Origin of the sequence: Cellulomonas triticagri (assembly GCF_003696205.1) — a bacterium.
Lineage (GTDB): Bacteria > Actinomycetota > Actinomycetes > Actinomycetales > Cellulomonadaceae > Cellulomonas > Cellulomonas triticagri.
Map to the genome: position 1 here is coordinate 1 of NZ_RFFI01000072.1, position 23192 is coordinate 23192.

Annotated in this window: 25 protein-coding genes and 1 pseudogene; 16 read left to right on the forward strand and 10 right to left on the reverse strand. The window is 74.8% G+C overall.

Going from position 1 to position 23192, the window contains the following annotated elements; translation table 11 throughout:
* From EBM89_RS13075 to EBM89_RS13090, 4 genes are all read left to right on the forward strand, one after another.
* Positions 1-1697, forward strand: a 1697-nt coding sequence (locus EBM89_RS13075) for a carbohydrate-binding module family 20 domain-containing protein (RefSeq protein ID WP_199732112.1), incomplete at its 5' end; no start/stop codon positions are given.
* A gap of 89 nt (positions 1698-1786) precedes the next feature.
* Positions 1787-2023: a ribbon-helix-helix domain-containing protein gene (locus tag EBM89_RS13080; RefSeq protein ID WP_122149887.1), complete on the forward strand. Its 237-nt coding sequence runs from the start codon at positions 1787-1789 to the stop codon at positions 2021-2023.
* Positions 2023-2328, forward strand: coding sequence for a type II toxin-antitoxin system PemK/MazF family toxin (locus EBM89_RS13085; protein WP_122149867.1), 306 nt, complete (start codon positions 2023-2025; stop codon positions 2326-2328). The genes EBM89_RS13080 and EBM89_RS13085 overlap by 1 nt, the downstream gene beginning before the upstream one ends.
* 49 nt (positions 2329-2377) lie before the next feature.
* Positions 2378-2680, forward strand: coding sequence for a DUF1905 domain-containing protein (locus EBM89_RS13090; protein ID WP_122149868.1), 303 nt, complete (start codon positions 2378-2380; stop codon positions 2678-2680).
* Between the two features lie 10 nt (positions 2681-2690).
* On the opposite strand, the gene EBM89_RS13095 is transcribed toward EBM89_RS13090, so the two are convergent.
* The gene (locus tag EBM89_RS13095) at positions 2691-3032 is read right to left on the reverse strand and encodes a CBU_0592 family membrane protein (protein ID WP_199732113.1); all 342 of its coding nucleotides are present in this window, start codon (positions 3030-3032) and stop codon (positions 2691-2693) included.
* 153 nt (positions 3033-3185) lie between these two features.
* Between EBM89_RS13095 and EBM89_RS13100 the strand changes: the two genes are divergently transcribed.
* Positions 3186-4088 (forward strand): LysR family transcriptional regulator, encoded by a 903-nt coding sequence (locus EBM89_RS13100; RefSeq protein WP_122149869.1) that lies wholly within the window; start codon positions 3186-3188, stop codon positions 4086-4088.
* Positions 4089-4125: 37 nt separating this feature from the next.
* Positions 4126-5355 (forward strand): NAD(P)/FAD-dependent oxidoreductase, encoded by a 1230-nt coding sequence (locus EBM89_RS13105; RefSeq protein WP_122149870.1) that lies wholly within the window; start codon positions 4126-4128, stop codon positions 5353-5355.
* Between the two features lie 38 nt (positions 5356-5393).
* On the opposite strand, the gene EBM89_RS22150 is transcribed toward EBM89_RS13105, so the two are convergent.
* The 3 genes and pseudogenes from EBM89_RS22150 to EBM89_RS13115 all read right to left on the reverse strand — a co-directional run bounded on the left by EBM89_RS22150 (position 5394) and on the right by EBM89_RS13115 (position 7458).
* Positions 5394-5843, reverse strand: a complete 450-nt coding sequence (locus tag EBM89_RS22150) for a GtrA family protein (protein WP_233571727.1) — start codon at positions 5841-5843, stop codon at positions 5394-5396.
* 373 nt (positions 5844-6216) lie between these two features.
* A pseudogene (locus EBM89_RS22155) lies at positions 6217-6489 on the reverse strand (glycosyltransferase); the annotation flags it as partial.
* A 3-nt stretch (positions 6490-6492) separates the two neighbouring features.
* Positions 6493-7458, reverse strand: a complete 966-nt coding sequence (locus EBM89_RS13115; RefSeq protein ID WP_122149871.1) for a phosphodiester glycosidase family protein — start codon at positions 7456-7458, stop codon at positions 6493-6495.
* Positions 7459-7616: 158 nt separating this feature from the next.
* Here EBM89_RS13115 and EBM89_RS13120 point away from each other — a divergent pair, with 158 nt between their 5' ends.
* The 4 genes from EBM89_RS13120 (at position 7617) to EBM89_RS13135 (ending at position 9905) form a co-directional block, all read left to right on the forward strand.
* Positions 7617-8480, forward strand: coding sequence for a class I SAM-dependent methyltransferase (locus EBM89_RS13120; RefSeq protein WP_199732115.1), 864 nt, complete (start codon positions 7617-7619; stop codon positions 8478-8480).
* A gap of 72 nt (positions 8481-8552) precedes the next feature.
* Positions 8553-8975, forward strand: coding sequence for a VOC family protein (locus tag EBM89_RS13125; protein WP_122149873.1), 423 nt, complete (start codon positions 8553-8555; stop codon positions 8973-8975).
* 259 nt (positions 8976-9234) lie between these two features.
* Positions 9235-9531 carry a BrnT family toxin gene (locus tag EBM89_RS13130; protein WP_147463551.1) on the forward strand — a complete coding sequence of 99 codons (297 nt, stop codon included), beginning with the start codon at positions 9235-9237 and terminating at the stop codon, positions 9529-9531.
* Positions 9532-9533: 2 nt separating this feature from the next.
* Positions 9534-9905 (forward strand): hypothetical protein, encoded by a 372-nt coding sequence (locus EBM89_RS13135; protein WP_122149875.1) that lies wholly within the window; start codon positions 9534-9536, stop codon positions 9903-9905.
* A 15-nt stretch (positions 9906-9920) separates the two neighbouring features.
* On the opposite strand, the gene EBM89_RS13140 is transcribed toward EBM89_RS13135, so the two are convergent.
* Both EBM89_RS13140 and EBM89_RS13145 read right to left on the reverse strand, forming a co-directional pair.
* A complete protein-coding gene (locus EBM89_RS13140; RefSeq protein WP_122149876.1) occupies positions 9921-10745 on the reverse strand; it encodes a zinc metalloprotease in 825 nt (274 codons plus the stop codon).
* A gap of 51 nt (positions 10746-10796) precedes the next feature.
* On the reverse strand, positions 10797-12284 hold the full coding sequence (locus tag EBM89_RS13145) for an NYN domain-containing protein (RefSeq protein WP_122149877.1): 1488 nt from the start codon (positions 12282-12284) through the stop codon (positions 10797-10799).
* Positions 12285-12409: 125 nt separating this feature from the next.
* Here EBM89_RS13145 and EBM89_RS13150 point away from each other — a divergent pair, with 125 nt between their 5' ends.
* The gene (locus EBM89_RS13150) at positions 12410-13966 is read left to right on the forward strand and encodes a PucR family transcriptional regulator (RefSeq protein WP_122149878.1); all 1557 of its coding nucleotides are present in this window, start codon (positions 12410-12412) and stop codon (positions 13964-13966) included.
* A gap of 3 nt (positions 13967-13969) precedes the next feature.
* On the opposite strand, the gene EBM89_RS13155 is transcribed toward EBM89_RS13150, so the two are convergent.
* The 4 genes from EBM89_RS13155 to add all read right to left on the reverse strand — a co-directional run bounded on the left by EBM89_RS13155 (position 13970) and on the right by add (position 17708).
* On the reverse strand, positions 13970-14551 hold the full coding sequence (locus EBM89_RS13155; protein ID WP_122149879.1) for a hypothetical protein: 582 nt from the start codon (positions 14549-14551) through the stop codon (positions 13970-13972).
* Complete coding sequence (locus EBM89_RS13160; RefSeq protein WP_122149880.1) at positions 14548-16038, reverse strand: glycosyltransferase family 2 protein; 1491 nt, start codon at positions 16036-16038, stop codon at positions 14548-14550. The genes EBM89_RS13155 and EBM89_RS13160 overlap by 4 nt, the downstream gene beginning before the upstream one ends.
* A 171-nt stretch (positions 16039-16209) precedes the next feature.
* Positions 16210-16668 (reverse strand): PPC domain-containing DNA-binding protein, encoded by a 459-nt coding sequence (locus EBM89_RS21305; RefSeq protein ID WP_158609664.1) that lies wholly within the window; start codon positions 16666-16668, stop codon positions 16210-16212.
* Between the two features lie 2 nt (positions 16669-16670).
* Positions 16671-17708, reverse strand: a complete 1038-nt coding sequence (gene add, locus EBM89_RS13170) for an adenosine deaminase (protein ID WP_122149882.1) — start codon at positions 17706-17708, stop codon at positions 16671-16673.
* A 389-nt stretch (positions 17709-18097) separates the two neighbouring features.
* On the opposite strand from add, the gene EBM89_RS13175 reads away from it, so the two are divergent.
* From EBM89_RS13175 to EBM89_RS13195, 5 genes are all read left to right on the forward strand, one after another.
* Positions 18098-19168 carry an ABC transporter substrate-binding protein gene (locus EBM89_RS13175; RefSeq protein ID WP_158609665.1) on the forward strand — a complete coding sequence of 357 codons (1071 nt, stop codon included), beginning with the start codon at positions 18098-18100 and terminating at the stop codon, positions 19166-19168.
* A 59-nt stretch (positions 19169-19227) separates the two neighbouring features.
* Complete coding sequence (locus EBM89_RS13180) at positions 19228-20010, forward strand: ABC transporter ATP-binding protein (protein WP_233571728.1); 783 nt, start codon at positions 19228-19230, stop codon at positions 20008-20010.
* Positions 20010-20792, forward strand: a complete 783-nt coding sequence (locus EBM89_RS13185; RefSeq protein WP_122149884.1) for an ABC transporter permease — start codon at positions 20010-20012, stop codon at positions 20790-20792. The genes EBM89_RS13180 and EBM89_RS13185 overlap by 1 nt, the downstream gene beginning before the upstream one ends.
* The gene (locus EBM89_RS13190) at positions 20789-21580 is read left to right on the forward strand and encodes an ABC transporter permease (protein ID WP_122149885.1); all 792 of its coding nucleotides are present in this window, start codon (positions 20789-20791) and stop codon (positions 21578-21580) included. The genes EBM89_RS13185 and EBM89_RS13190 overlap by 4 nt, the downstream gene beginning before the upstream one ends.
* Positions 21577-23192 (forward strand): N-acyl-D-amino-acid deacylase family protein (locus EBM89_RS13195; protein ID WP_199732114.1); only part of this gene is annotated, 1616 nt, incomplete at its 3' end. The genes EBM89_RS13190 and EBM89_RS13195, both read left to right, overlap by 4 nt.

Here is a 23192-nt window from a genome sequence, read left to right on the forward strand (position 1 = left end):
CCGCCGCGCCGGCCGCGCCCGTCGCCGCCGTCGCCGTCCCGGCCACCGCCCCGACGCCCTCGCCGGTGGTGCCGTCGCCGAACGGGCGCGGCAACGTCGTGGCGAACCTGTTCCAGTGGACCTGGGACTCCGTCGCCGCCGAGTGCACCAGCACCCTCGGGCCTGCCGGGTTCGGGTACGTGCAGGTCTCCCCGCCGCAGGAGCACATCCAGGGCCCGACGTGGTGGACCTCCTACCAGCCGGTGAGCTACCGGATCGAGTCCAAGCTCGGCACCCGGGCCGAGTTCGCCGCGATGGTCGCGACCTGCCGGACCGCCGGGGTCGGCGTCATCGCCGACGCCGTCATCAACCACACCACCGGCGCCGACATGGGCAGCGGCACCGGCGTCGCCGGGTCGTCGTTCGGCCTCGACTCGTTCCCCGGCATCTACGGCGCCGCCGACTTCAACGACTGCCGGTCGAACATCACGAACTACACCGACCGCTACCAGGTGCAGAACTGCCGCCTCGTCTCGCTGCAGGACCTGCGCACCGGCTCCGAGTACGTCCGCGACCGCATCGCCGCGTACCTCAACGACCTGCTGTCCCTCGGGGTCGCGGGCTTCCGGATCGACGCCGCCAAGCACATCCCCGCCGCCGACCTCGCCGCGATCAAGTCCCGGCTGACCGACCCGGACGTCTACTGGGTGCAGGAGGTCATCGGCGCCGCGGGCGAGCCCATCCAGGAGTCCGAGTACGTCGGCAGCGGCGACGTCCACGAGTTCGACTACGCCCGCACCCTCAAGGCCCGGTTCGACGGGCAGATCAAGGACCTCGCGGGCATCGCGAACGGGCTGCTGCCGTCCGCGCAGGCCGGGGTGTTCGTCGACAACCACGACACCGAGCGCAACGGCGAGACCATGACGTACCAGTGGGGCGCCAAGTACGTCCTCGCGAACGCGTTCCTGCTGTCCTACCCGTACGGCTCGCCGTCGGTGTACTCCGGTTACCGGTTCACGGACCACGACGCCGGTGCCCCCGGTGCCACCGCCACGAGCGTCCCCGACGCGAGCTGCACCTCCGGGCAGTGGACCTGCACGCAGCGCTGGACCGAGGTCGCCGGGATGGTCGGCTTCCACAACGCCGTCGAGGGCACGGCCGTGACGAACTGGTGGGACGACGGCTCGAACCACATCGCCTACGGCCGCGGGGCGAAGGGCTACGTGACCATCAACAACTCCGCGTCCGCCGTGACCCGGACCTACCAGACGTCGCTGCCCGCGGGCACGTACTGCGACGTCGTCGCCGCGTCCGACTGCTCCCGCACCTACGCCGTCAGCGCGTCCGGCACGTTCACCGCCACGGTCCCCGCGTACGGCGCCCTCGCGCTGCACGTCGGCAAGACCAGCACGGGCGGCGGCACCGAGCAGGGCGACGCGTCCTTCGCCGTCACCGCGACGACCGTCTGGGGCCAGAACGTCTTCGTCGTCGGCAACCACCCGGCACTCGGGTCCTGGTCGCCCGCGGCGGCGGTGCCGCTGTCGTCCGCGACCTACCCCGTGTGGCGCGGGACGGTCGACCTGCCCGCCGGGACGACGGTCGAGTACAAGTACATCAAGAAGGACGGCGCCGGGACCGTGACCTGGGAGAGCGGCGCGAACCGCACCGCCACCGTCGGACCGGACGGGACCGTCGTCCTCAACGACACCTGGCGGTGACGCCCGCGGCGGTGACGCCCACGCAGGGAGCGGGCGCCACCGCCGGGGCTGGTATTCACATCGGGTCCCGTTCCGTATACCGTCGTCCCGTGAGCACTCAGATCGCGGTCCGGCTCCCGGACGACATGGTGCGCGCGGTCGATGCCTTCGTGGCATCGGGACGGGCGCGGAGCAGGGCGTCCGTCGTCGAGCGCGCCCTCGCCCGCGAGATCCGCCGTTTCCAGGCGGAGCGTGACGTCGAGATCCTCCGTGCCGGCGTGCCGGGCGACGACCTCGACGCGCTCGCGGACTGGGCGGCCGAGCAGCCCGTGGACGGACTCGACTGATGCGGCCGATCCACCTCGCCGCGCTCGACAAGACGCGCCCGGTGCTCGTCCTGACGCGTGAGCTCGTGAGGCCGCACATGGGTCGCGTCACCGTCGCGCCGATCACCTCGACCGTCCGAGGTCTGTCGACCGAGGTGGCCGTCGGTCCGCCGAACGGGCTCGACCACGCGTGCGTCGTCTCGTGCGACAACGTCACGACGATCGCCGTCGACCGCCTCGGTCGTCAGGTCGGTCTGCTCCTGCCTGATCAGGAGCGCGACCTCGCTCACGCGCTCGCGGTGGCTTTCGACCTCGACACGGTCTGACCCCCGGTCACGTGGCGAGCCTGTCGGCGGCGTGCGGCAGCATCGGGGCATGACCTTCGACTTCGAGGCCCTGCTCTGGGAGTGGGACGCGCGCCGCACCGAGCGCTGGACGTTCGTGAGCGTGCCGGACGACGCGTCCGACGAGATCCTCGAGCGGGCCGGGGCGTTCGCGCGGGGGTTCGGGTCGCTGCGCGTCGAGGTGACGGTCGGCGGGACGACGTGGCGGACCTCGATCTTCCCAGACGGGAAGCGCCGGGCCTACTCGCTGCCGGTGAAGAAGGCCGTCCGCGTCGCGGAGGGACTGACCGTCGGCGGTCCCGTGCGGGTCAGCCTGCGCGTCCTCGACGTGTAGGGCGGGACGGTCAGGCGGCCAGCCCGACGACGCCCGCGGGCACGGGCTCGACCGTCGTGGGCGCGACCTCCGGGACCTCGACCCACCCGGCGCGCTCGCGGGCGCGCTGCCGGCGGGCGCGGAGGACCACGGCGACGGCGTGCGCGCCGACGACGGCCCACACGACGTTGGTGACCACAGAGGGCCACACGCCGCTGCTCGCGGCGACCAGGCCCATGAACAGGCCGGAGATCACGTTGGCGAGCTGGTAGCGCCCGGAGGTGGGCGCCCAGGTGCCGCGGGTGACCATGACGTAGGCGATGAGGCACGTGACCGCGCCGACCCAGCCGAGCGCGGTGACGAATGCGGACACGGGCGTGCTCCAGGAAGGCAAGAGGGTGGGTGAGGGTGCGTCGGTTCCCGGGTACCGGGTGCGCCGACAGCAGAATTCTGCGCCCGATCATGGTTCAGCACAATCGAATGATGTTCGGACCGGGGGTTAGCAGAACTGAACTAGTCTGGACGGGTGCCGACCGACCCGCGCCGCCTCGCCGTCCTTCTCGCAGTTCACCGCGCCGGAGGGGTCCTCGCGGCCGCCGACCTGCTGCACGTGACCCCCTCGGCCGTGTCGCAGCAGATCACCCGGTTGGAGGCGGAGGAGGGGGTCGCGGTGCTGGACCGCGGGCCGCGCGGGGCCACGCTGACCACCGCCGGGCGCATCCTCGCGGAGGCCGCGGAGCGCATCGAGTCCGAGCTCGTCGAGGCCCGCAAGTCGCTGTCGGCGCTCGGTGGCGAGCTGTCCGGTCGGGTCGTGCTGGCGGGCTTCCAGACGGCGATCCGGGCGGTCGTCGCGCCGACGCTCGGCGTCGTCGCGGAGCACCACCCGGGCGTCGAGCTCGTGGTGGAGGAGCGCGAGCCGGGGGAGTCGATGCGCCGCCTGCGCGAGGGCGACGCGGACATCGTGCTGCTGGAGCGCGACGAGGACGCCGACACCCACGTCCCGCGCGGCCAGCGCGACGTGGTCCTGCTGGAGGAGCCGTGGCGCCTCGTGCTGCCGAGCACGGTCGCGACCCCGACGCAGCTGTCCGACCTGGAGGGCGTCACCTGGATCGCCGCGGAGCCGAACACCGCCGCCGCGCGCGCGATGGGCCGGGTGACCGCCGCCCTCGGACCGGTCACGTCGCGGCACGTCTACTACGACTTCGACGTCGCCCTGGCCCTCATCGCGGCGGGGCAGGGCGTCGGGCTGCTCCCGGCGCTCGCGCTGCAGGGCGAGCTCCCCGACGCCGTGACGGTCGCGACGGTCCCCGGGCTCGGGTCCCGCCGCCTGGTCGCCCGGCACCGCGCGACCCGTCGGGAGCCCGGGCCAGCGGTGGTGGCGATCATCGACGAGCTGCTCGCGGGCGCGGCCGGGCTCGAGCTCGTCTGAGGGGCAGGGCGGGCCACGCGAACCTAGGCTCCCCGGCATGGACTGCGACGTGCTGGTGGTCGGGGCGGGCATCGCGGGGCTGACCTGCGCCCGCGCCCTGGTGGGGCGGGGCCTGGACGTCCGGGTGCTGGAGGCGGACGACGTCGTCGGCGGGCGGGTCCGCAGCGAGCGCGTGGACGGGTACACGGTCGACGTCGGGTTCCAGGTGCTCAACCCCGCGTACCCGGCGCTGCGGGACGTCGTCGACCTGGACGCCCTGGACCTGCGCCCGTTCGCGCCCGGGCTGGCCGTGCGCCGGGACGACGGTCTCGCGCTGCTCGCGGACCCCCGGCGCGCCCCGCACCTGCTGCGGTCGACGCTCGGCAGCGGCTACCTGCGCCCGGCGGAGCTGGTGGCGCTGGCCCGGTGGGCGGCGCCCGCGCTCGGCCCGGTGGGCGCGCTGGAGGCGGGCGACGACCGCACGCTCGCGGAGTCCTGGGACGCCGCGGGCGTCACGGGTCGGCTGCGGCACGAGGTCCTGGAGCCGTTCCTCGCCGGGGTGCTCGCCGACGAGGGCGGGTCGACGTCGGCGACGTTCGTCCGGCTGGTCGTGCGGTCCCTGCTGCGCGGCACCCCGGCGCTGCCCGCCGGCGGAATGGGCGCGCTGCCCGCAGCCCTCGCCCGCGGTCTCGCGGTGACCACCGGGACGCGGGTCGACGCGGTCGAGCCGGTGCCCGGCGGGCACGCCGTGCGCGTGGGCGGCGCCACGCTGCGCGCCCGGGCGGTCGTCGTCGCGGCGGACCCGGTGACCGGCGCGACGCTGACGGGCCTGCCGGAGCCGGAGGTGCGCGGGCTGGTGACGACCTGGTGGGCTGCCGAGGGCGTCGCCCGCACGGACGCCGTCGTCGTGGACGGCCGCCGCCGGGGTCCGGTGGTCGACGCCGCGCTGATCTCGGCGGTCGCGCCGACGTACGCGCCCGCCGGTGCCCAGCTCGTCCAGGCGACGTGCGTGCTGCCGCCGCACGGCACGGTTCCCGACGCGGAGGCGGTGCGGCGGCAGGCGGGGGAGATGCTCGGCGCCGACCCCCGGCCGTGGTCCGTCCTCGCCCGGCACGAGGTGCGCGCGGCCCTGCCCGCGACACCCCCGCCGCTGCGGGTGCGCCGGCCCGTCGACCTCGGTGACGGGCGCTTCGTCTGCGGCGACCACCGGGACACCCCGTCGCTGCAGGGCGCGGTGGTGTCGGGGCGCCGCACCGCGGCCGCGGTGGCGCGGCGGCTGCGGGGCTGAGCGTGTCCGGGCGCTAGCGCCCTGAGCGTGTCCGGGCGCTAGCGTCCGACGGTCCGCCGCTCCCGCGCGCGCGGGGCCGTGCGCGCCGGGTCCACCCGTCCGGCCGGGTCGGCGAACACGAACCGTCGCTGCACCTGGAAGCTCAGCAGGGACAGCGCCGTCTCGGTGGCGATCTTGGCGGGCAGCAGCGCGACCCCGAGCCCGGTGAGCGCCGCGAGCAGCAGGTAGTTCACCGCGAGCAGCGTCGTCGCGAGCGCGGCGTACCGGGCGGCGGACCGGCCGACGCGGGGGCCGGTCGTGCTGCGGCCGGGGAACACCAGGTTCCGGTTGATCGCGAAGTTCACGCCCGCGCTGAGCAGCCGCGCCCCGATGACCGAGCCGAGCAGCGTGCCGGTGGCGGCGTGCAGGACCAGGAGCGCGACGGTGTCGACGGCGGCCGCCGCGAGCGACGACGCGCAGAACGCCAGCAGCGGCGCCAGGACGCGCACGGAGTCCCGGACGGGTCGGAAGTGCGAGGACGCGTTGGCGTCGAGGTAGATCGTGGCGATCTCGAGCTCCTCGACGGGGCCCCTCCGCAGCGGCCCGCAGCAGCAGGTTCAGCTCGTACTCGAACCGGTCGCCCGGCACGGTCCGGAGCCAGGGCAGCAGCGTCGCGGGGTAGCCGCGCAGCCCGGTCTGGGTGTCGTGCAGCCGCAGGCCGGTGGCGAGGTGGAACGCACGGGCCGCGACCCGGTTGCCGACGACCGACCGCAGGGGCACCGGCCCGGTGAACGACCGCCAGCCCAGGACGGCGGCCGGGCGGTCGGCGGGCTGCGCGGCCACGGCGGCCGCGACGCGCAGGACGTCGGCGGCGGAGTGCTGCCCGTCGCTGTCGGCGCAGACCACGGGCTCGCCGGGGTGCGCCCGCTCGACGTGCGCGAACCCGGTGCGCAGCGCACGACCCTTGCCGTGGTTGCGGTCGTGGGTCAGCACGGTGCAGCGCGGTCCGCGCACCCCCTCGAAGGGCTGCTGGTGGGCGGGGCCGCTGCCGTCGTCCACGACGACCACCCGCACGTCGGGTGCGGCGCCCAGCAGGTCCGCGACGAGGTGCACCAGGCGCGCGTCGGGCTCGTAGGCGGGGATCAGCACGATCACGGCTCAGCCCCCGATGTAGAGGATGTCGGAGGTGCCGCGCTCGACGCCCTTGCCCAGCGGGTCGTTGACGAGCTCGCCGTCGAACACCATGGTCGAGGACCCGCCGCCGTCGATGTTGTACGCGGTGGTGGCGCCCAGGGACTGCATGATCTCGGCGAGGCCGGTCATCGTGACGCCCGCGGAGTAGCCGGGGGAGCGGCCGTCCACGACCACGAACACCAGGTGGTTGTCGTCGATCACGCCGACGGCGGTGCGCGGCTGCTCGCCCTGGATCGAGTGGTTGCCGACGTTCGTGTCGACCTCGACGTCCTCGATGCCGTCGACCACGGCCCCGTCCTCGACGATCGCGGGCCCGAACGACAGGGTGTTCCACACCCCGGCCGCGAGCAGCGCGTCAGCGGTGGTCGCGGTCTCGTCGTACACCTCCACGTGCCCGTCGGCGTAGAACGCGAGGCCCTCGCGGGCGCCCTCGTCGCGGTAGACGACGCCGTTGCGGATGACGATGCCGGTGCTCCGGAACCCGTAGTAGTCGCCGTTGACCGCGAAGACCGCGCCGACCTCCTCGGCGATCTCGGAGGTCGTCGCCGTGATGTTGGTGCCGAACTGGTTCTGCGCGAACGCCGAGCGCAGCACGGTCGCGTCGGACAACGTCACGTCGGCGACGTACGCCGTGACCTGGTCGTCACCGCTGCCGGTCACGACTGTGGAGATGCTGATCGACGCGTCGTCGGACTCGTACGTGGTCCCGGTGACGGTCCCGTCGGCCGGGGTCGCGTCGGCGGCGGTCCCGTTCGCGGCCTCGTACGCCTGCACGTCGGCGATCTCGACGTGGTCCACGACGTACCGGTCCAGCGCCCAGGCGGTGCCGCCGCCGAGGGCGAGCACCAGGACGAGCGCGGACGCGAGCAGGGTGCGTCGGGTTCGTCGGCCTCGTCGGCGTGGGGCGTGGGTGGGGGAGGTTCTTCTCATGCCGCCCACCCTCGGCAGCCGGGCGAGGCCCCGGCCGTGCTGCCGCTGTGCGGGGCGTGTGCACCCGCACACGCTCCCGCACACGCCCCGGGTGTCCGGTGGTGCGCACAGGGCGCCGGGGAGGCCGGCGCCCCCGCACCGCAGGGACGGGCGAGATGATGACAGTGATCGGCGGCGTCGACGCCGCGGGGGCCGGTCAGGCCCTGAAGGACAAGCACCGCGCCATGTGGGCGCTCGGCGACTACCCGGCGGTCGCCGCCGAGGTGGTCGGGGGGCTCGGCCCGGCGCTCGTCGCCGCGGCCGGTGTCCGCCCGGACGAGCGGGTGCTCGACGTCGCGGCCGGGTCGGGCAACGCGGCGATCCCGGCGGCGCTCGCGGGCGCCCGGGTGGTCGCGTCCGACCTCACGCCGCAGCTGCTCGACGCCGGGCGCCGCGCGGCGGCGGAGCAGGGCGCCGACCTGGACTGGCAGGAGGCCGACGCGGAGGCACTGCCGTTCGCGGACGACTCCTTCGACGCCGTGCTCTCCTGCGTCGGGGTGATGTTCGCCCCGCACCACCAGGTCGCGGCGGACGAGCTCGTGCGGGTCTGCCGCCCCGGCGGGCGGATCGCGCTGCTGTCCTGGACCCCCACGGGGTTCATCGGGCAGATGTTCGCGGCGATGCGGCCGTTCGCGCCGACGCCGCCCCCGGGCGTGCAGCCGCCGCCGCTGTGGGGCGACGAGGAGCACGTCCGGGCGCTGCTCGGCCACGCGGTCACCGACGTCGAGGTGCAGCGGCGCACGCTCGCCGTCGACCGGTTCGCGACCCCGGAGGAGTTCCGGGACTACTTCGCGAGCCGGTACGGCCCGACCATCGCGGTGTACCGGGCCGTCGCCGACGACCCCGCGCGGGTCGCCGCGCTCGACGCGGCGCTGCTCGACCTCGTCCGGCGGTTCGACACCGGACCGGCGGGCTGGCCGACCCGGACGGAGTGGGAGTACCTGCTCGTCACCGCGCGCGTCGCGGGGCCGCAGGGCTCTTGACGGTCGGTCGGGCGGGCGGCAGTGTGATCCGAGTCACACCGTCGCCCGTCCCTGCCGCACCAGGAGCCCGCTATGACCACGCGACTCAACCCCTACCTCGGCTTCCGCGACGAGGCCCGTGCGGCGATGGAGTTCTACCGGTCGGTGTTCGGCGGCGAGCTCGACGTCAGCACCTTCGCGGACTTCCACGCGAGCGAGGACCCCGCCGAGCAGGACAAGGTCATGCACTCCCAGCTCGAGACCCCCGGCGGCCTCGTGCTCATGGCCTCGGACACCCCCGCGTCGATGAGCTACACCCCCGGTGACAGCTTCTCGGTCTCGCTCAGCGGCGGCCCCGAGGACGACGCCGAGCTCCACGGGTTCTGGGACGGGCTCGCCGCCGGCGGCACCGTGGTCGAACCCCTGAGCACGGCGCCCTGGGGGGACTCGTTCGGCATGGTCAAGGACAAGTTCGGCGTCCTCTGGCTGGTCAACATCGCCGGCACCTCGGGCTGAGGGCCCGCGCCGCCCGAGGGCCGAGGTGGCCGTCGCGGTCACCCTCCTCGGCCCGCCCGGCATCGGGCGGGCGGGGGGTCGCCGCGCCGGGCGGGGCGGGCGTGGCCTGAGCGCGGGTCTCGCGCGGGTCCCGCGCCAGGAGCGGGTGCCGAGTCGTCCACAGCGTGTCCGTGCGGGTGCGGTCCCCAGGAGCCGGCCGGGGCGTGCCGACGTCGGCGGTCGGGCTCCGTAGCGTCGCGCTCCCGACCGAGGAGCGACGATGCGTGACAATGTGCGTGACATGTGGTGCGATGATCGGGAGATCACGTGGACCCCGGGCGCCGAGGCCCACATCGCCCGGCACGGTCTGCGGCCGCAGGACGCCGACGAGGCGGTGCACCGCCGCGTCGTGCGGTTCGGCGGTCGCGGGGGGACGACGGTCGTGGTCGGACGCACCACGTCGGGTCGCGCGCTGCTCGTCGTGGTCGCCCCGCGCCGGGACGGCACCGCGGGTGTCGTGACGGCGCGCGATCTCTCGCCCGGCGAACGTCGGGCGCTGCGACGGAAGGAGACCTGAGGATGACCGAGGACCAGCACCACGACCTCACCGGCCCCCGGGCCACGGAGGACGAGGCCCACGAGAGCGCCCGGCTCGCGGGCCTGCGCCGCCACTTCGACCGCACCGACCTGGGCCGGCAGATCGCGCGCGCCGAGCGCGTCGAGCCGACGGGCACGACCATGATGGTCGGCATCACGATCCGGCTGCCCACGGCGACGCTCGACGCCGCCCGCGCCATGGCCGCCGAGGACGGCGTGAAAGTCACGGCGCTGCTGCGCGAGTGGGTGGAGGAGCGCGTCGCCGGGCGGGTCGACGACGACGCCGTGGTGCCCGTGGCGGACCTGCGGCGCCTGATCGCGCAGGCCACCCGCGGCGACGCGGAGCGCCCCTGAGGCGGGGTGCCCGGATCAGAGTCCCGGGGTGCACGCCCCGCGACCGAGGGCCGCCAGGCCGGTGAGGTCACCCGCCTGGTAGGTCGGCACCCCGGTCACCGCGTTCATCAGCTGCGCCGGGTCCTCGACGTGGTCGAGCCCGATCACGTGCGCGAGCTCGTGCCGCAGCACCGCGTGGTACCCCGTCGGGCCGTACACGGGGTCGAGCAGGTCGGTGTCGAGGTGCACGGCCCCGCTGACCAGGGCCCGGTCGCCGGTGTACGGGTCGGTGACGGCGTGCACCTGCGCGAGGCCGAGGACGTCGCCCGCGAGACCCGGCACACCCGCCTCGTCCGACCAGGCCACGAGCACCGGCGCCCACCGGTCGCCGTACCGCTCGGGCTGGAACGCGGCCCGGTCCCCGCCGCCGCCCGGGTCCGGCTCGGCGACGACGCCGTCGTACGCCAGGACCAGGCCGGTCGCGGCGGCGAGCTCGTCCAGCGCCACCTCGACCTGGCCGGCGAAGTCGGCGGGCCCGTCGGCGGGGTCCACGACGACGTGCACCGGCCGGCACGGTGACCACGCCACCGGCACCTGCGCGCCGTCGACCTCGTGGGTCTGCTGGAACGCGTACGACGCGTCCGGTGCGGCGACCTCGACCGGCGGCGCGAGCCGCTCCTCGGCCTCCTCGTACCCGGCCTGCGGCCGGTCGCGCGCCTCGGGCGGGAGCAGGTCGGTCGCGGCCCAGGGCAGCCGGAGAGTGCCCCGGCCCGCGAACCAGTCGACGGCGTAGATGCTGCCGAGCACCCCGAGGACGAGGCACACGAGGATGCCGGTGGTGCTGGGGCGGCGACGCGTCACCCCGCGGACATCGGCACGCGCACGACTCGGGTTGAGCCGGCGCGCGTGTGCTCAGTCGTCCAGCGCCTCCAGCAGCCCGCCGCCGACCCAGTCGTCGATGGCGGCCTCGTCGGCCTCGGTGAGCTCCATGCGGGCACCCCGGCACAGCCCGACGACGTTGTCCGCCCACGCCTCGGCGACGTCCTCGGCGGTGACGGACTCGTCGAGCTCCAGCCCGACGTACAGCACCCCGTTGATGACGGCGTTGACCGACGCCTTGCCGACGGCGGCACCGGCCTCCTGGCAGGCGTCGCGGACCCGGCGGGCGGTGGCGGCACGCTCGAAGGGGTGCGCCTGCACGTCCTCGGCGAGCGCGGTGTGCAGCACCCGGTAGTTGTCCCGGCTGAGACCGGGGGTGTCGGTGACCGAGATGACCTGGCGCTGCAGCGCGGTCGCGTCGGTGTCCGGACCGGTCGCGGCGGCGCCCGGCAGGTCGGCCTCGCCGAACCGCTTCGGGTCCCACACGTAGCCGGGGGAGGGCCGGGCGGCCACGCCGAGCTCGGGGACGGCCTGGGCGAGCCACGGCAGGAACCCGCCCGTGCCCGCCCAGCGCGTCGTGGGGAGCGTGGGGTCGGCCTTCTGCGCGGCCTGCGCGACCGTGCCGGTGGGCACGGGTCGGTCCGCCGAGCGCACCCGCTGGAGCACGGCGCGGCGCGCGGCGAGCGAGCCGGGGGTGCTGGTGCCGCTCGGGGCGGTGGCCTCCCGGGTGGTCGCGGCGTCCGACCGGCCCGCGGTGCCGCCGGAGCGTCCGGTGCCGCCGGTGGTGCCCGCACCGTCGCCGGAGTCGGAGCCGCGGCCGTCCCGCTCGGGACCAGCGGCCTCGGCACCGCCGGCCTCGCCACGTCCGCCCGCGCCGCCGCGTCCGCCCCGGGAGGAGCGGGTGTCGTCGGTGCCCTCGGCGGGGTCCGCGCTCTCGGTGCCCTCGGCGAGCAGGGCGTCGGTCGCGCCGCCGTCGCCGCCGGTCACGAGCTCGGCGAGGTCGTTCGCGGTGATGACGGTGTCCGCGACGGCCCGGTACGCGCTCGCGGCGGGGCTCGCGGTGATGATCGTGACCCGGCGGTCGGCGGCGCGGCAGCGCTGCGCGAGCGGGGTGAAGTCGGCGTCCGCCGAGACGATGACGAACTCGTCGTACCGGGTGTCCGCGCCCAGAGCGTCCACGGCGTCGAGGACGAGGTTGATGTCCGCACTGGACTTGCCCTGCTGGGTGAGCGACGGGCAGTCGACCACCTGGAAGCCGGCGCGCGTGAAGTTCGGCCGGTACCGGGAGAACACCGACGGGTTGAGGTAGCAGGCCCGCACCAGGAACCGGCGCGTGAACTCGCCGTCGGCGTCGGACCCGGCCTCCAGCTCGGCGAGCCAGTGCCCGGGGTCGGTGGCGAACGCCTCGGCGGCCTCCGGGTCCAGGCGGCGCAGGCCGATGTAGACGTTGTCGAAGTCGACGAACATCGCGGCGCGCAGCCGGCGGGGGTCGGGGCGGTCGAGGGCGAGGTCGGACGTCACGGGCCCATCCTGCACCGTCCGGCGGCGCGGCGGGCAGGTCGGGGCCTGCGTGCGCCCACCGACAGGGCTCCTGCGTGGCTCCTCGTAGACTGTCGGGGTGCGGAGCAGGAGCAGGGCGGTGAACCGTGGACGTCCGTGACCTCCTGGCCGACCCCGACCTGGGGCTGAGCGTCGTCGCGGCCGAGCCCGACGCGCTGGACCGCCCCGTGACGGCGGCGTACATCACCGACCTGCCGGACCCGTCCCGGTTCCTGTCGACGGGCGACGTCGTCCTCACCAGCGGTCTGTGGCTGGACCGGGCCGACGGCGCCGCGACGTTCCTCGGCGCGCTGGCGCGGCAGGACGTCGCCGCGGTCGTCATCGGCCTCATCGAGATCGGCGTCATCCCCGACGACGTGATCGCGCTGTGCCGGGAGCGCGGCCTCACGCTGCTCACCGTCTCGCCCGGGGTGTCGTTCCGCCGGATCGCGGACGAGATCGCCGCCCGGCAGCCCGGCTCCGCGACCGGCCTCGCGACCCGGACGATGCGGTTCAGCCGCCGGATCGCCGACACCGTGTCCCGCGGCGGCGGCGTGGCCGAGCTGCTGGGGCAGTTCTCCGCGGAGTTCGCGATCGGCTGCTGGGTCATCGACGAGACCGGCATGCTGCTGGCCTCCGCCGGGGCCGCACCGGACCGTGCGCAGGTCGCCGAGCAGTGGAACGCCGTCATCGCCCGCGAGCACGACAAGCGCGTCATCGTGCCGGGAGCGCAGACCGGGCTGGGCCCGGCGACGATCATCCGGACGGGCGCGCGCGACCGCTCCGGGTTCTTCGGCTGCTGGGGCGATCACCGGTCGTTCTCCGACGAGGTCACGCTCGCCATGGACGCGCTCGTGGGTGCGCTGCGCGTCGAGATGGAGCTCGCCGGGCGCTGGCGGGAGACCCGGGACGCGCAGGTCGCCGCGCTCATCACGTCCATCCGCGACCAGGAGGCGTCGCCCGGCGCGATCTCCGCGCGGATGCGGCTGGAGGGCCTGGGCCCGCAGGACGAGACGACCATCGTCGCCGCCCGGGTCGACGACCCGCGGTTCCCGCGCGCGGCCGTGCTGGAGATGCTGCAGCGCACGCTGACCGCCCTCGGCCACCGCGTGATGGGCTGCCGCTCCGAGGACCTGGCGATCCTGCTGGTCAACGGCGCCGGGACCGAGGAGCGCCCGCTCGCCGAGCACCTCGCCGAGGAGTACCACGCCCTGCTCGCCGGGCGGCAGCTGCGGGTCGGCATGAGCGACCCGGTCAGCGGCGTCAGCCGGCTGAACTCCGCCATCGCGACCGCCGTCGAGCGGGTGCAGAACGCCACCGGAGCCGAGCCGGTCGTGGTGTCGACGTCGCTGCACGTCCAGACCCACCGGGCGCTGCTGCGGATGCTCGGGGAGAGCACCCGGTCCGGGTACGCCCGCGAGGTGCTGGCGCCGCTGCTGTCCTACGACGAGCGGCACAACGCCGACCTGGTGGGCACGCTGCGGGCGTTCCTGGACGGCGGCGGGGCGTGGCAGGAGACCGCGCGGCAGCTGCACCTGCACACCAACACGCTGCGGTACCGGATCGCCCGCATCGAGGAGCTCACCAACCGGGACATGAGCACCATGGCCGACCGGGTGGACCTGTTCCTCGCGATGACCTGCCTGGACGAGACCGAGGACTGAGTCCTACCCCCGCACCTCCGTCAGCGCGGGGGCGCTCACCACGTACACGTTCCGGCTCCACCCCCAGTCGTCCACCAGGGCGGACCCGTCGAACCACGCCCGGTCGCCGTCGGCGAGGTGCACGCCCGCCGCGTCGTCGGGGACGGCGTCGGGGTCGTCCACGCTGGCGACGAGCGCGAACTTGGTGCCGTTGGAGTAGTACAGGTAGTGCTTCGCCCCGTACATCGCCCGGCAGTCGTCCGCGGTCGCCGTGACGCCGTCGGGGTCGCGGGGGACCGCCTCGATGGCACCCTCGCGCTCGAGGTCGTGCAGGAACGCGATCTCGGCGTCGCTGTCGAACCGGCCGTCCGCGCAGGACCCGCTGCTCACCGGGTAGCCGCCGTGCCGGGCGTGGTACCGGTCGAGGGCCTCGGCCAGCCGGTCGAGGTCGGCCACACGCTTCGCGTCGCCCGTGGGCAGGGTGTCGGCGCCGCCGCGTCCGCTGAGCGTCGGGACGACGATCCCCGCCAGCGCGGCGAGGAGCGCGACGGCCATGGCGGCCACCAGCACCACGAACCGGGTGCGGTGCCGGCGGGCCTCGGTCACGACGCGACCTCGCTCAGCGCGCCGACGACCTCCACGGCGGGGGCTGTGCGCTGCGTCGGGAGCGCGGGTGCGGTGCCGGGGGCGCGCTTCGGGGTGGGCTTCCACGCCACCTCGCGGATGCCCGCGGTCCACTTGAGCACCGCGACCAGGGGTCCGGCGGTGTCGACGACGCCCGCGAACGGCGTTGCGAGCAGGACGAGGACGTGGTCACGGGCCTTCTGCAGCCGGGTCAGCCCGGAGTACCGGAGGTTGTAGAACAGGCCGAGCTGGTTGCTGCCGAGCCACAGCAGCAGACCCGCGGTGGTGAGGGCGCCGTAGACCGAGAGCTCGGGTGCGGCCAGGTCGAGGCCGCCCTCCGCGACCGCGCGCGTGCCGAGGACACCGAGGACGACCGCGTTGGAGCCCAGCGCGAGCAGCGACACGGCGAAGCCGAGCGCGTACGTGAGCACGCGCAGCCGGATGACGACCGAGATCTGCCACCGGTCGCGACGGGACAGCCGCGTCCAGTCGGGTTGCGCCTCGACGTGGGCGAGCGCCTGCAGCGACCCGAACACCCAGCGCTCGCGCTGCTTGTACGCGGCGCGCAGCGTGAACGGCGGCTGCTCGATCATCTCCGTGTGGTGCCAGCCGAAGACGTCCGGCCCGAACTTCACGTACGCGGCGAGCCCGAACACCAGGTCCTCGGCGATGAGCGCGGCACCGTCGAGGGTGCCGATGTCCCAGCCGATCGCGTTCTCCAGGTCCTGCCGGATCACCAGGTTGGACCCGTGCAGGTGCATCGGCGGCGGGCTGGTCATGACGCTGTAGCACTCGTGGCAGCCGAACGGGCGGCTGGACTCCATCGCCTTGTTCAGCAGCGTCGCCTGGTCCCAGTCGAGGCCGTAGGAGATCATCCCCTCGGAGATGCCGACGGGGTGCCGGGTGAGCCGGTGCACGAGGCGGGCGAGGTTGTCGGGCGTGAGCACGGACTCCTCGTCGAAGTGCACGACGTAGCAGTCGTCGGGGTCCGCGCGGTGCTGCTCGACCATGTACTCCAGGGCGCGGGCCTTGAGCCGGGTGCCCTTCGGGGTGGTGTAGTCGACGGGCAGCAGGAACGCCGCCACGGGGACGGCCGCGCGCCGGTACCGGCGGGTCAGCGCCTCGACCTCGGTGGCGTCCTCGGTGACGACCTCGACCCGGACGACGTCGCGCAGCGCCGGGTAGCGGGCGACGCCCGCGAGCACCTCGTCGATCCCGCGCAGGACGACGGGCAGGGCGCCGCCCTTGGTGGTGACCTGGACGAGGAACCGGTGGGTGCGCCCGGCGTGCTCCGCCTCGGTGCGGGCGGCGACGAGGTCGGCGTCCGTGATGCGCTCCCGGGACACGTGCCCGTGCGCGGTGGCGCGCACGACGTTCCACCAGAAGTACAGGTACGTGAGGACCAGGACGACCATCGCCGCGAACAGGAGCCAGCCGACGGGGGACAGCGGCGGCAGCAGGCGCGTCATGCGCGGTGCCGCGGGGGCGCGGGAGGGAGCATGGACACCCGTTCGGCCGCTCCGGGCGCGGATCGAGCCACCCGGGCGGGTGAACGGGTGACCCGGTCGCCCGCAGGGGTGGCAGCACCCAGGCGACCGGCGTGCGGCCGACGCCAGGCGCCCGGCGCCGGAGGTCAGGCGTCAGGCGAAGCGCATCGTGGGGATGCCGTACGCCCGCGGGTCGGGCACGCGCAGCAGGGCGGGCGCGACGACCTCCTCGATCAGCACCTCGACGGTGTAGTGCGTCTCCGCGCCGAGGACGTGACCGGCGAACCCCGCGGCGGCGGCGTTCTTGACGCCGACGGCGAGGTGCAGGTGCGGCGTCGGGGTCTGGGTGTCCGCGTCCCACAGGATCGTGCCGCTGCCGATGCCCTCGGTGTAGGTCACCGTGACCTCGTGGGGCAGGGGCGGCTCCTGGTCGTCCACCGGGACGTCCGCGGCGATGAACCGCGCGGTGCGGAACGCCCCGGAGAACACCGGGACGAACCCCTGCCGGATGCCGTGCGCCCGGCACGCCTCGGTGAGGCTGGCCAGCACCTCGTCGCCCGGCTCCAGGACGACGGCGACGCGGCGGCCCGTGGTGACCTCGCTGCTCTGCACGCTCAGACCGTCCCGGCGCCGAGCGTCTCGGTGACGAGGGCGGGCACGGCGGCGCCGGTGGCCTCCGCGTGCGCGCGCACCTCGGCGAGCAGCGCGGCCTTGGCGCCGTCGGGCAGGAACGACGAGACGATCGAGTTGGCCGCGAGCACCCCGAGCTGGTCCGGGGTGACGGTGCCGGCCGCCACGAGCGCGGTCACGGCGTCGTCGACGTAGCCGCCGAAGTACGCGGGGTCGTCGGAGTGCACCGAGGCCACCAGGCCCTCGTCGAGCATGACGGCGAGCGGGTGGTCCGCGAGGTCGGGCCCGGAGGTGCGCAGCGCGACGTTGGACAGCGGGCACACGGTCAGCGGGGTGCGGGTCTCGCGCAGGTGGGCGACGAGCTCGACGTCCTCCAGGGCGCGGTTGCCGTGGTCGATGCGCTCGGCGCCGAGGATGTCCAGGGCCTCCCACACGTAGTCGGGTCCGCCCTCCTCCCCGGCGTGCGCCACGCGGCGCAGGCCCTCGGCGGCGGCGCGCTCGTACACGTCGCGGAACAGCGCGGGCGGGTAGCCGACCTCGCTGGAGTCCAGGCCGACGCCGAGCAGCAGCTCGCGGTGCGGCAGCACCTCCTCCAGGGCGGCCATGGCCGCGTCGGGGCCGAGGTGCCGCAGGAAGCAGACGATGAGGCCGCCGGACATGCCGTGCTCGGCGCGGGCGTCGGCCAGGGCGGAGGACAGGCCGAGCAGGACGTCCTCGACCGGGACGCCGCGCTCGGTGTGCGACTGCGGGTCGACGAAGATCTCGGCGTGCCGGACCCCGGCGGCCGCGGCGCGCGCCAGGTAGCGGGCGCCGAGGTCGTGGAAGTCGGCCCGGGTGCGCAGCACCGCGAGGTTCGCGTAGTACAGGTCGAGGAAGTCCTGCAGGTCGCGGTAGGGCTCGGTGCGCGCCATGAGGGCGGCGCCCTCGGGGACGGGCAGCCCGTTGCGGGCCGCGAGCTCCTCGATGAGGTCGGCCTCGAGCGTGCCCTCGATGTGCACGTGCAGTTCAGCCGTCGGCCACACGTCTTGCTCCGCTCCTGGTGGTTCCTGGTACCCGGGCACCGGCGGCTACGGGTGCGGCCAGGCTCGTCCCGGAAGCCAACCACAGGGCGCCTGCCTGCATCTTCGTGCGATCCACCAACGCCCGCCGGGGGCGGTCCGGGGTGGCCCTGGGCGATCCGCCGGGCAGGGCGCCCGGACGCGCCCGGGTGTGACGTCCGCGTGACGTGACGGTGCGGTCGCACAACACACCGCACGGCTGAGGGCGGGGGAGTTCGGAGGATCCCACATGGCGAGCCGCCCGGGACGACCTGTCGAATGGAGCACGTCACCGGGGGACCGGTGACGACTTCCCCCAGGCACCGCGGCCCACCCAACGGACCGGGTGGCCGCACGACGTGATCGAGGTTGACGTGACCCGCACCATCACGACCCCGCGCCGGACGCGCGCCGCCGGCCTGCTGGCCGCCGTCGCCGCGACGGCCCTGCTGCTCTCCGCCTGCTCCTCGGACGAGGGCGCGACCGAGGCGGGTGCGACGTCCGGCGGTGCGGAGTCGTTCGACGCGGTGAGCGTCCAGCTCTCCTGGCTGAAGAACCAGCAGTTCGCGGGCGAGTACCTCGCGGTCGAGGACGGCCTCTACACGGACGCCGGGTTCCCCGAGGTCACGCTGACCGCCGGTGGCTCGTCCGCCACCAGCGCCGAGGCCGCCGTCGCGACGGGTCAGGCGTTCGTCGGCCTGTCCTCCCCGCTGATCACCGCCCCCGCCATCCAGGGCGGCGCGGAGCTGAAGATCGTCGGCGCCACCTACCAGCGCAACCCGTTCGCGCTGGTCTCGGCCGCCTCGGCGCCGATCGCGGGCCCGGAGGACCTGGCCGGCACGACCATCGCCGTGTCCGACTCGAACACGCTGGTGTGGAACGCGTTCCTCGCGGCGAACGACATCGACCCGACGTCGCTGACCACGGTCCCGCTGTCCGACACCTCGATGCTCACCACCGGCCAGGTGGACGGCCTCATCGGCTACACCACGACGGGCGCCGCCGCGCTGACCGCCGCGGGCTTCGAGGCGACCGAGTTCCTGCTCGCCGACGAGGGCCTGCCGATGGTCGGCGAGGTGCTCGTGACCTCGCAGGAGGCCATCGACACCAAGCCGGAGCAGGTCAAGGCGTTCCTGCTCGCCACCGCGCAGGGCTGGGCCGCCGCGCTCGCCGACCCGGCGCGCGCCGTCGACCTGACCGTGAACGAGTACGGCAAGGAGCAGCAGTACGACGCCGACGCGATCACGCTGTCCTTCGACCGCCAGGCCACCCTCGTCGAGTCCGACGAGACCGCCGCGAACGGTCTGCTGACCGTCTCGGACGAGCTGCAGCAGGGCACCATCGACTCCCTCGCGTTCGCGGGCGTCGACATCACCGCCGAGGAGCTGTTCGACCTCTCGCTCCTCGACGAGGTGTACGCCGAGAACCCGGACCTGCTCCAGTGACGTCCCCCCAGTCCACGCCCACCCCCGCGCAGCCGGCCCCCTCGGCCGCGGGGGTGGGCGTGCCCACGTCCGCCGACACCCGCCCCGGCATCGAGATCACCGGCCTGAGCAAGGAGTTCCGCTCCGGCCGCCGCTCGGTCACCGCGCTGGAGGACGTGAGCTTGTCCACCCCGCGCGGGTCGTTCCTGTCGCTGCTCGGCCCGTCCGGCTGCGGCAAGTCCACGATCCTGCGCATCCTCGCCGGCCTGGAGACCCCGACGTCCGGCACGGTCGCCGTCAACGGCACCCCGGTCGCGCCGGGCAAGCGCGCCGAGGGCATGGGCATCGCGTTCCAGGACCCCGCGCTGCTGCCGTGGCGCTCGGTGCAGAAGAACATCCGGCTGCCGCTGGAGATCCAGGGCCGCACGGACGACGGCATCGTGGACGAGCTCATCGACCTGGTCGGCCTGTCCGGGTTCGAGAAGGCCCGCCCCGCGCACCTGTCCGGCGGCATGCGCCAGCGCGCGTCCATCGCGCGGGCGCTCGCGGTGCGTCCCGACTTCCTGCTGCTGGACGAGCCGTTCGGCGCGCTGGACGACATGACCCGGCAGCGGCTGAACTTCGAGCTGCAGCGCATCTGGACCGAGCGCTCCGCGACCACGCTGATGGTCACGCACGGCATCGCCGAGGCGGCGCTGCTGTCCGACACCGTCGCCGTGATGTCGGCGCGCCCGGGCCGCATCGTCGAGGTCGTCGAGATCCCGTTCGAGCGTCCCCGCACGCCGGAGATGATGCGGACCAAGGAGTTCCACGAGGTCGTGGACCACCTGTCGGGCCTGCTGTTCGGCGACGGGACGCACTGATGCCGCTCCTCGCGCGGTTCCGCGGTGCCCTCGCGCGCCCGTGGGTCGGCGGCACCGTCGGCATCGTGCTGCTGCTCGTCCTGTGGTGGGCCATGACGGCCAACCTGGAGAACTCCACGTCGTTCCCGTCCCCGGTGGACGTCGCCCGCTCCGCGGTGCAGGACGGCTGGTCGTACTACGGGCCCAACGTGACGCCGACGCTCGGCCGCGCCGTGCAGGGCTACCTGTGGGGCAACCTCGCCGGGCTCGCGCTCGCGGCGGTCGTGCTGGTGGTGCCGCGGCTGGAGGACGTCATCACCCAGCTCGGCGTGATCTCGTCCTGCCTGCCCGTCGTCGCCATCGGCCCCATCGTCATGGTGATCTTCGGCGGCCGCGCCGCGGCGATCTTCCTCGGCGCCCTGCTCGTCTTCTTCACCACGCTGGTCGGCGCCATCCTCGGGATGCGCTCCGCCAGCCGCAGCTCGCTGGACCTCGTGGCCGCGTACGGCGGCGGCCGGTGGACGCAGATCCGCAAGGTCCAGCTCATGTCGGCGCTGCCGGCGATCGTCACCGCCCTGCAGGTGGCGGTCCCGGCAGCGCTGCTCGGCGCCGTCGTCGGGGAGTACCTCGGCGGCATCGACTCGGGGATCGGCGTGGCGCTGAACGCGGCGCAGCGCCAGATCCAGCCGGACCGGGTCTGGGCGATGAGCATCCTCGCCGGTCTGATCTCGCTGGCGGGCTACGGCCTGGTCGGCGCGCTCGGCCGGCTGCTGACCCCCTGGGCGAAGGAGCGGCGCGCATGAACCGCGGGACCGGGGCGTTCGTCGCCCGTCGCGTCGGGACGCTCGCGCTGGCCGTGCTGGTCGCGCTCGGCGTCTGGGTGGCCGTGCTGGCGGTGTTCGACGTCAGCCCGCTGATCGGCAAGCGCCCGTGGGACGTGTTCGCCTACGTCGTGACCGACGAGGGCGCGGCCGAGCACCGTGCGGCCATCGCCGCGGACCTCGCCGTGACCGTGAAGGACGCGGGCATCGGCTACCTGGTGGGTCTGGCGGCGGCGTTCGTGCTCGCGGTGCTGTTCGCGGTGTCGCCGGTGCTGGAGCGGATCGTCATGCCGACGGCCATGGTGCTGCGGTCGATCCCGCTGGTGGTGCTGACCCCGCTGATCACGCTGATCTTCGGCATCGGGCAGACCGGTGTGACGGCCATCGTCATCATCGTGGTGTTCCTGCCCGCGCTGGCGAACATCCTGTACGGCCTGCGCAGCGTCTCCGGGGAGCACCGCGACCTGGTGCTCGCCTACGGCGGCTCGGCGTGGACGGTGCTCCGCAAGGTGGCGCTGCCCGCGGCCGTGCCCTCGACGCTGGCGTCCGCCCGCATCGCGGTGCCCTCGGCGGTGACCGGCGCGATGATCGCCGAGTGGCTGTCCACCGGGCAGGGCCTCGGCGGCGCGATCTCCCGGGCGGCCGGGTCGTTCGGCTACGACGCGATGTGGGCCTCGGCCATCACCGTCGCGGCGGTGACGATGCTCGCCTACGCGGTCGTCAGCATCGCGGACTCCCTGGTCCAGGAGCGGATGGGGCAGCTCACGTGACCGGCGCTCCCGCTCTGGTGCTGCGCGGCGGCACCGTCGTCGACGGCACGGGCGCGGACCCGGTGCGGGCCGACGTCGTGCTCGTCGGCGACCGGGTCGCCGCGGTCGGCGCCGACCTGCCCGCCCCCGACGGCGCGCGCGTGCTCGACGTCGGCGGCCTCGTGGTCACCCCGGGGTTCATCGACGCGCACACGCACTCCGACGTGGTGCCGTTCATGCCCGAGCCGCAGCCGTTCAAGCTGCTGCAGGGCGTGACCACCGAGGTCGTCGGCAACTGCGGCAACTCCGCCGCCCCGCTGGTGGACCAGACCGCCGTGGACCTGCACCGGCCGATCTCCAGCACCGTCGCGGCGGGGGTCGACTCGTGGCCGCGCACGTTCGCGGGGTACCTGGACGCCGTCGAGGAGCACGGGCCGACGACGCACGTCGCGTCGCTGGTCGGGCACCACACGCTGCGGATCAGCGCGAACGGCATGGCGGAGGCCCTGGCGCCCGGCGCGCTCGCGCGGATGGTCGACCTCGCGGACGCCGCGTTCGCCGAGGGCGCCTTCGGGCTGAGCACCGGCCTGATCTACGCCCCGGGCGTGTACGCCGACGCCGACGAGGTGGCCGCGCTGGCCGCCGTCGCCGCGCGCTGGGGCCGCCCCTACGCCACGCACATGCGCGACGAGGGCGACGGCCTCGCGGACTCGCTCGCCGAGACCCTCGACGTCGCCCGCCGCACCGGCGTGCGCGTGCAGGTCTCGCACTGCAAGGCCGCCGGCCGCCGCAACCACGGTCGCGCGGGCGAGCTGCTGGCCGCGCTGCACGCCGCCCGGGCCGAGGGCCTGGACGTGCACGGCGACGCCTACCCGTACACGACGGGGGAGTCCTTCCTCACGGCGCTGCTGCCCGCCGAGGCGCAGATCGGCGGCCGCGCCGAGCTGGTGCGGCGGCTGTCCGACCCGGCCACGCGCGCGGCGCTCGCCGCCCGGTCGCTCGCGGGCGGACCGGGCTCCGGCTCGTGGACGCAGACCACGCCGTCCGGGGTGCTGCTCAGCATGCACACCGACACCGCGCTGCTCGGCCGCAGCGTCGCCGAGGTCGCCGCCGAGCGCGGCCTCGACCCGTGGGACGCGCTGTGCGACCTCGTGCTGGCCGACCCCGGCGCGATGATGGTCTACGAGCTCATGGCGGAGTCCGACGTCCGCGCGATCCTCGCCGACCCGCTCATCGCGATCGGCTCCGACAACTCCGTGCCCGTCGGCAACGCGCACCAGCGGGGCTGGGGATGCTTCCCGACCGTGCTCGGGCGCTACGTGCGGGACCTCGGCGTCCTCGACCTCCCGGAGGCGGTCCGCAAGATGACCTCGCTCACCGCCGACGCCCTCGGGCTGCCCGGGCGCGGCCGCCTCGTCGCGGGCGGCATCGCGGACGTCGCCGTGCTCGACCCGGACGCCGTCCGGCACGCCGGGTCGCCGCAGGCGCCCTGGACCCGCCCCGAGGGGATCGCGTTCACCGTGCTCGCCGGGCAGGTCGTCGTGGACGGCGGCGCCTTCACCGGCGCCCGCGCGGGCCGGGTGCTGCGCGCCGGGCGACCGGAGCCGGTGGACGCCCGCACGGCCGGGGTCGT

Excerpts from the sequence above, each read along its gene's own strand:
- EBM89_RS13085 (WP_122149867.1), top strand. The coding sequence starts at position 2,023 with ATGCGGCCGATCCACCTCGCCGCGCTCGACAAGACGCGCCCGGTGCTC.
- EBM89_RS13090 (WP_122149868.1), top strand. The coding sequence starts at position 2,378 with ATGACCTTCGACTTCGAGGCCCTGCTCTGGGAGTGGGACGCGCGCCGC.
- EBM89_RS13105 (WP_122149870.1), top strand. The coding sequence starts at position 4,126 with ATGGACTGCGACGTGCTGGTGGTCGGGGCGGGCATCGCGGGGCTGACC.
- EBM89_RS13115 (WP_122149871.1), bottom strand. The coding sequence starts at position 7,458 with ATGAGAAGAACCTCCCCCACCCACGCCCCACGCCGACGAGGCCGACGA.
- EBM89_RS13120 (WP_199732115.1), top strand. The coding sequence starts at position 7,617 with ATGACAGTGATCGGCGGCGTCGACGCCGCGGGGGCCGGTCAGGCCCTG.
- EBM89_RS13125 (WP_122149873.1), top strand. The coding sequence starts at position 8,553 with ATGACCACGCGACTCAACCCCTACCTCGGCTTCCGCGACGAGGCCCGT.
- EBM89_RS13130 (WP_147463551.1), top strand. The coding sequence starts at position 9,235 with ATGCGTGACAATGTGCGTGACATGTGGTGCGATGATCGGGAGATCACG.
- EBM89_RS13135 (WP_122149875.1), top strand. The coding sequence starts at position 9,534 with ATGACCGAGGACCAGCACCACGACCTCACCGGCCCCCGGGCCACGGAG.
- EBM89_RS13160 (WP_122149880.1), bottom strand. The coding sequence starts at position 16,038 with ATGACGCGCCTGCTGCCGCCGCTGTCCCCCGTCGGCTGGCTCCTGTTC.
- EBM89_RS13185 (WP_122149884.1), top strand. The coding sequence starts at position 20,010 with ATGCCGCTCCTCGCGCGGTTCCGCGGTGCCCTCGCGCGCCCGTGGGTC.
- EBM89_RS13190 (WP_122149885.1), top strand. The coding sequence starts at position 20,789 with ATGAACCGCGGGACCGGGGCGTTCGTCGCCCGTCGCGTCGGGACGCTC.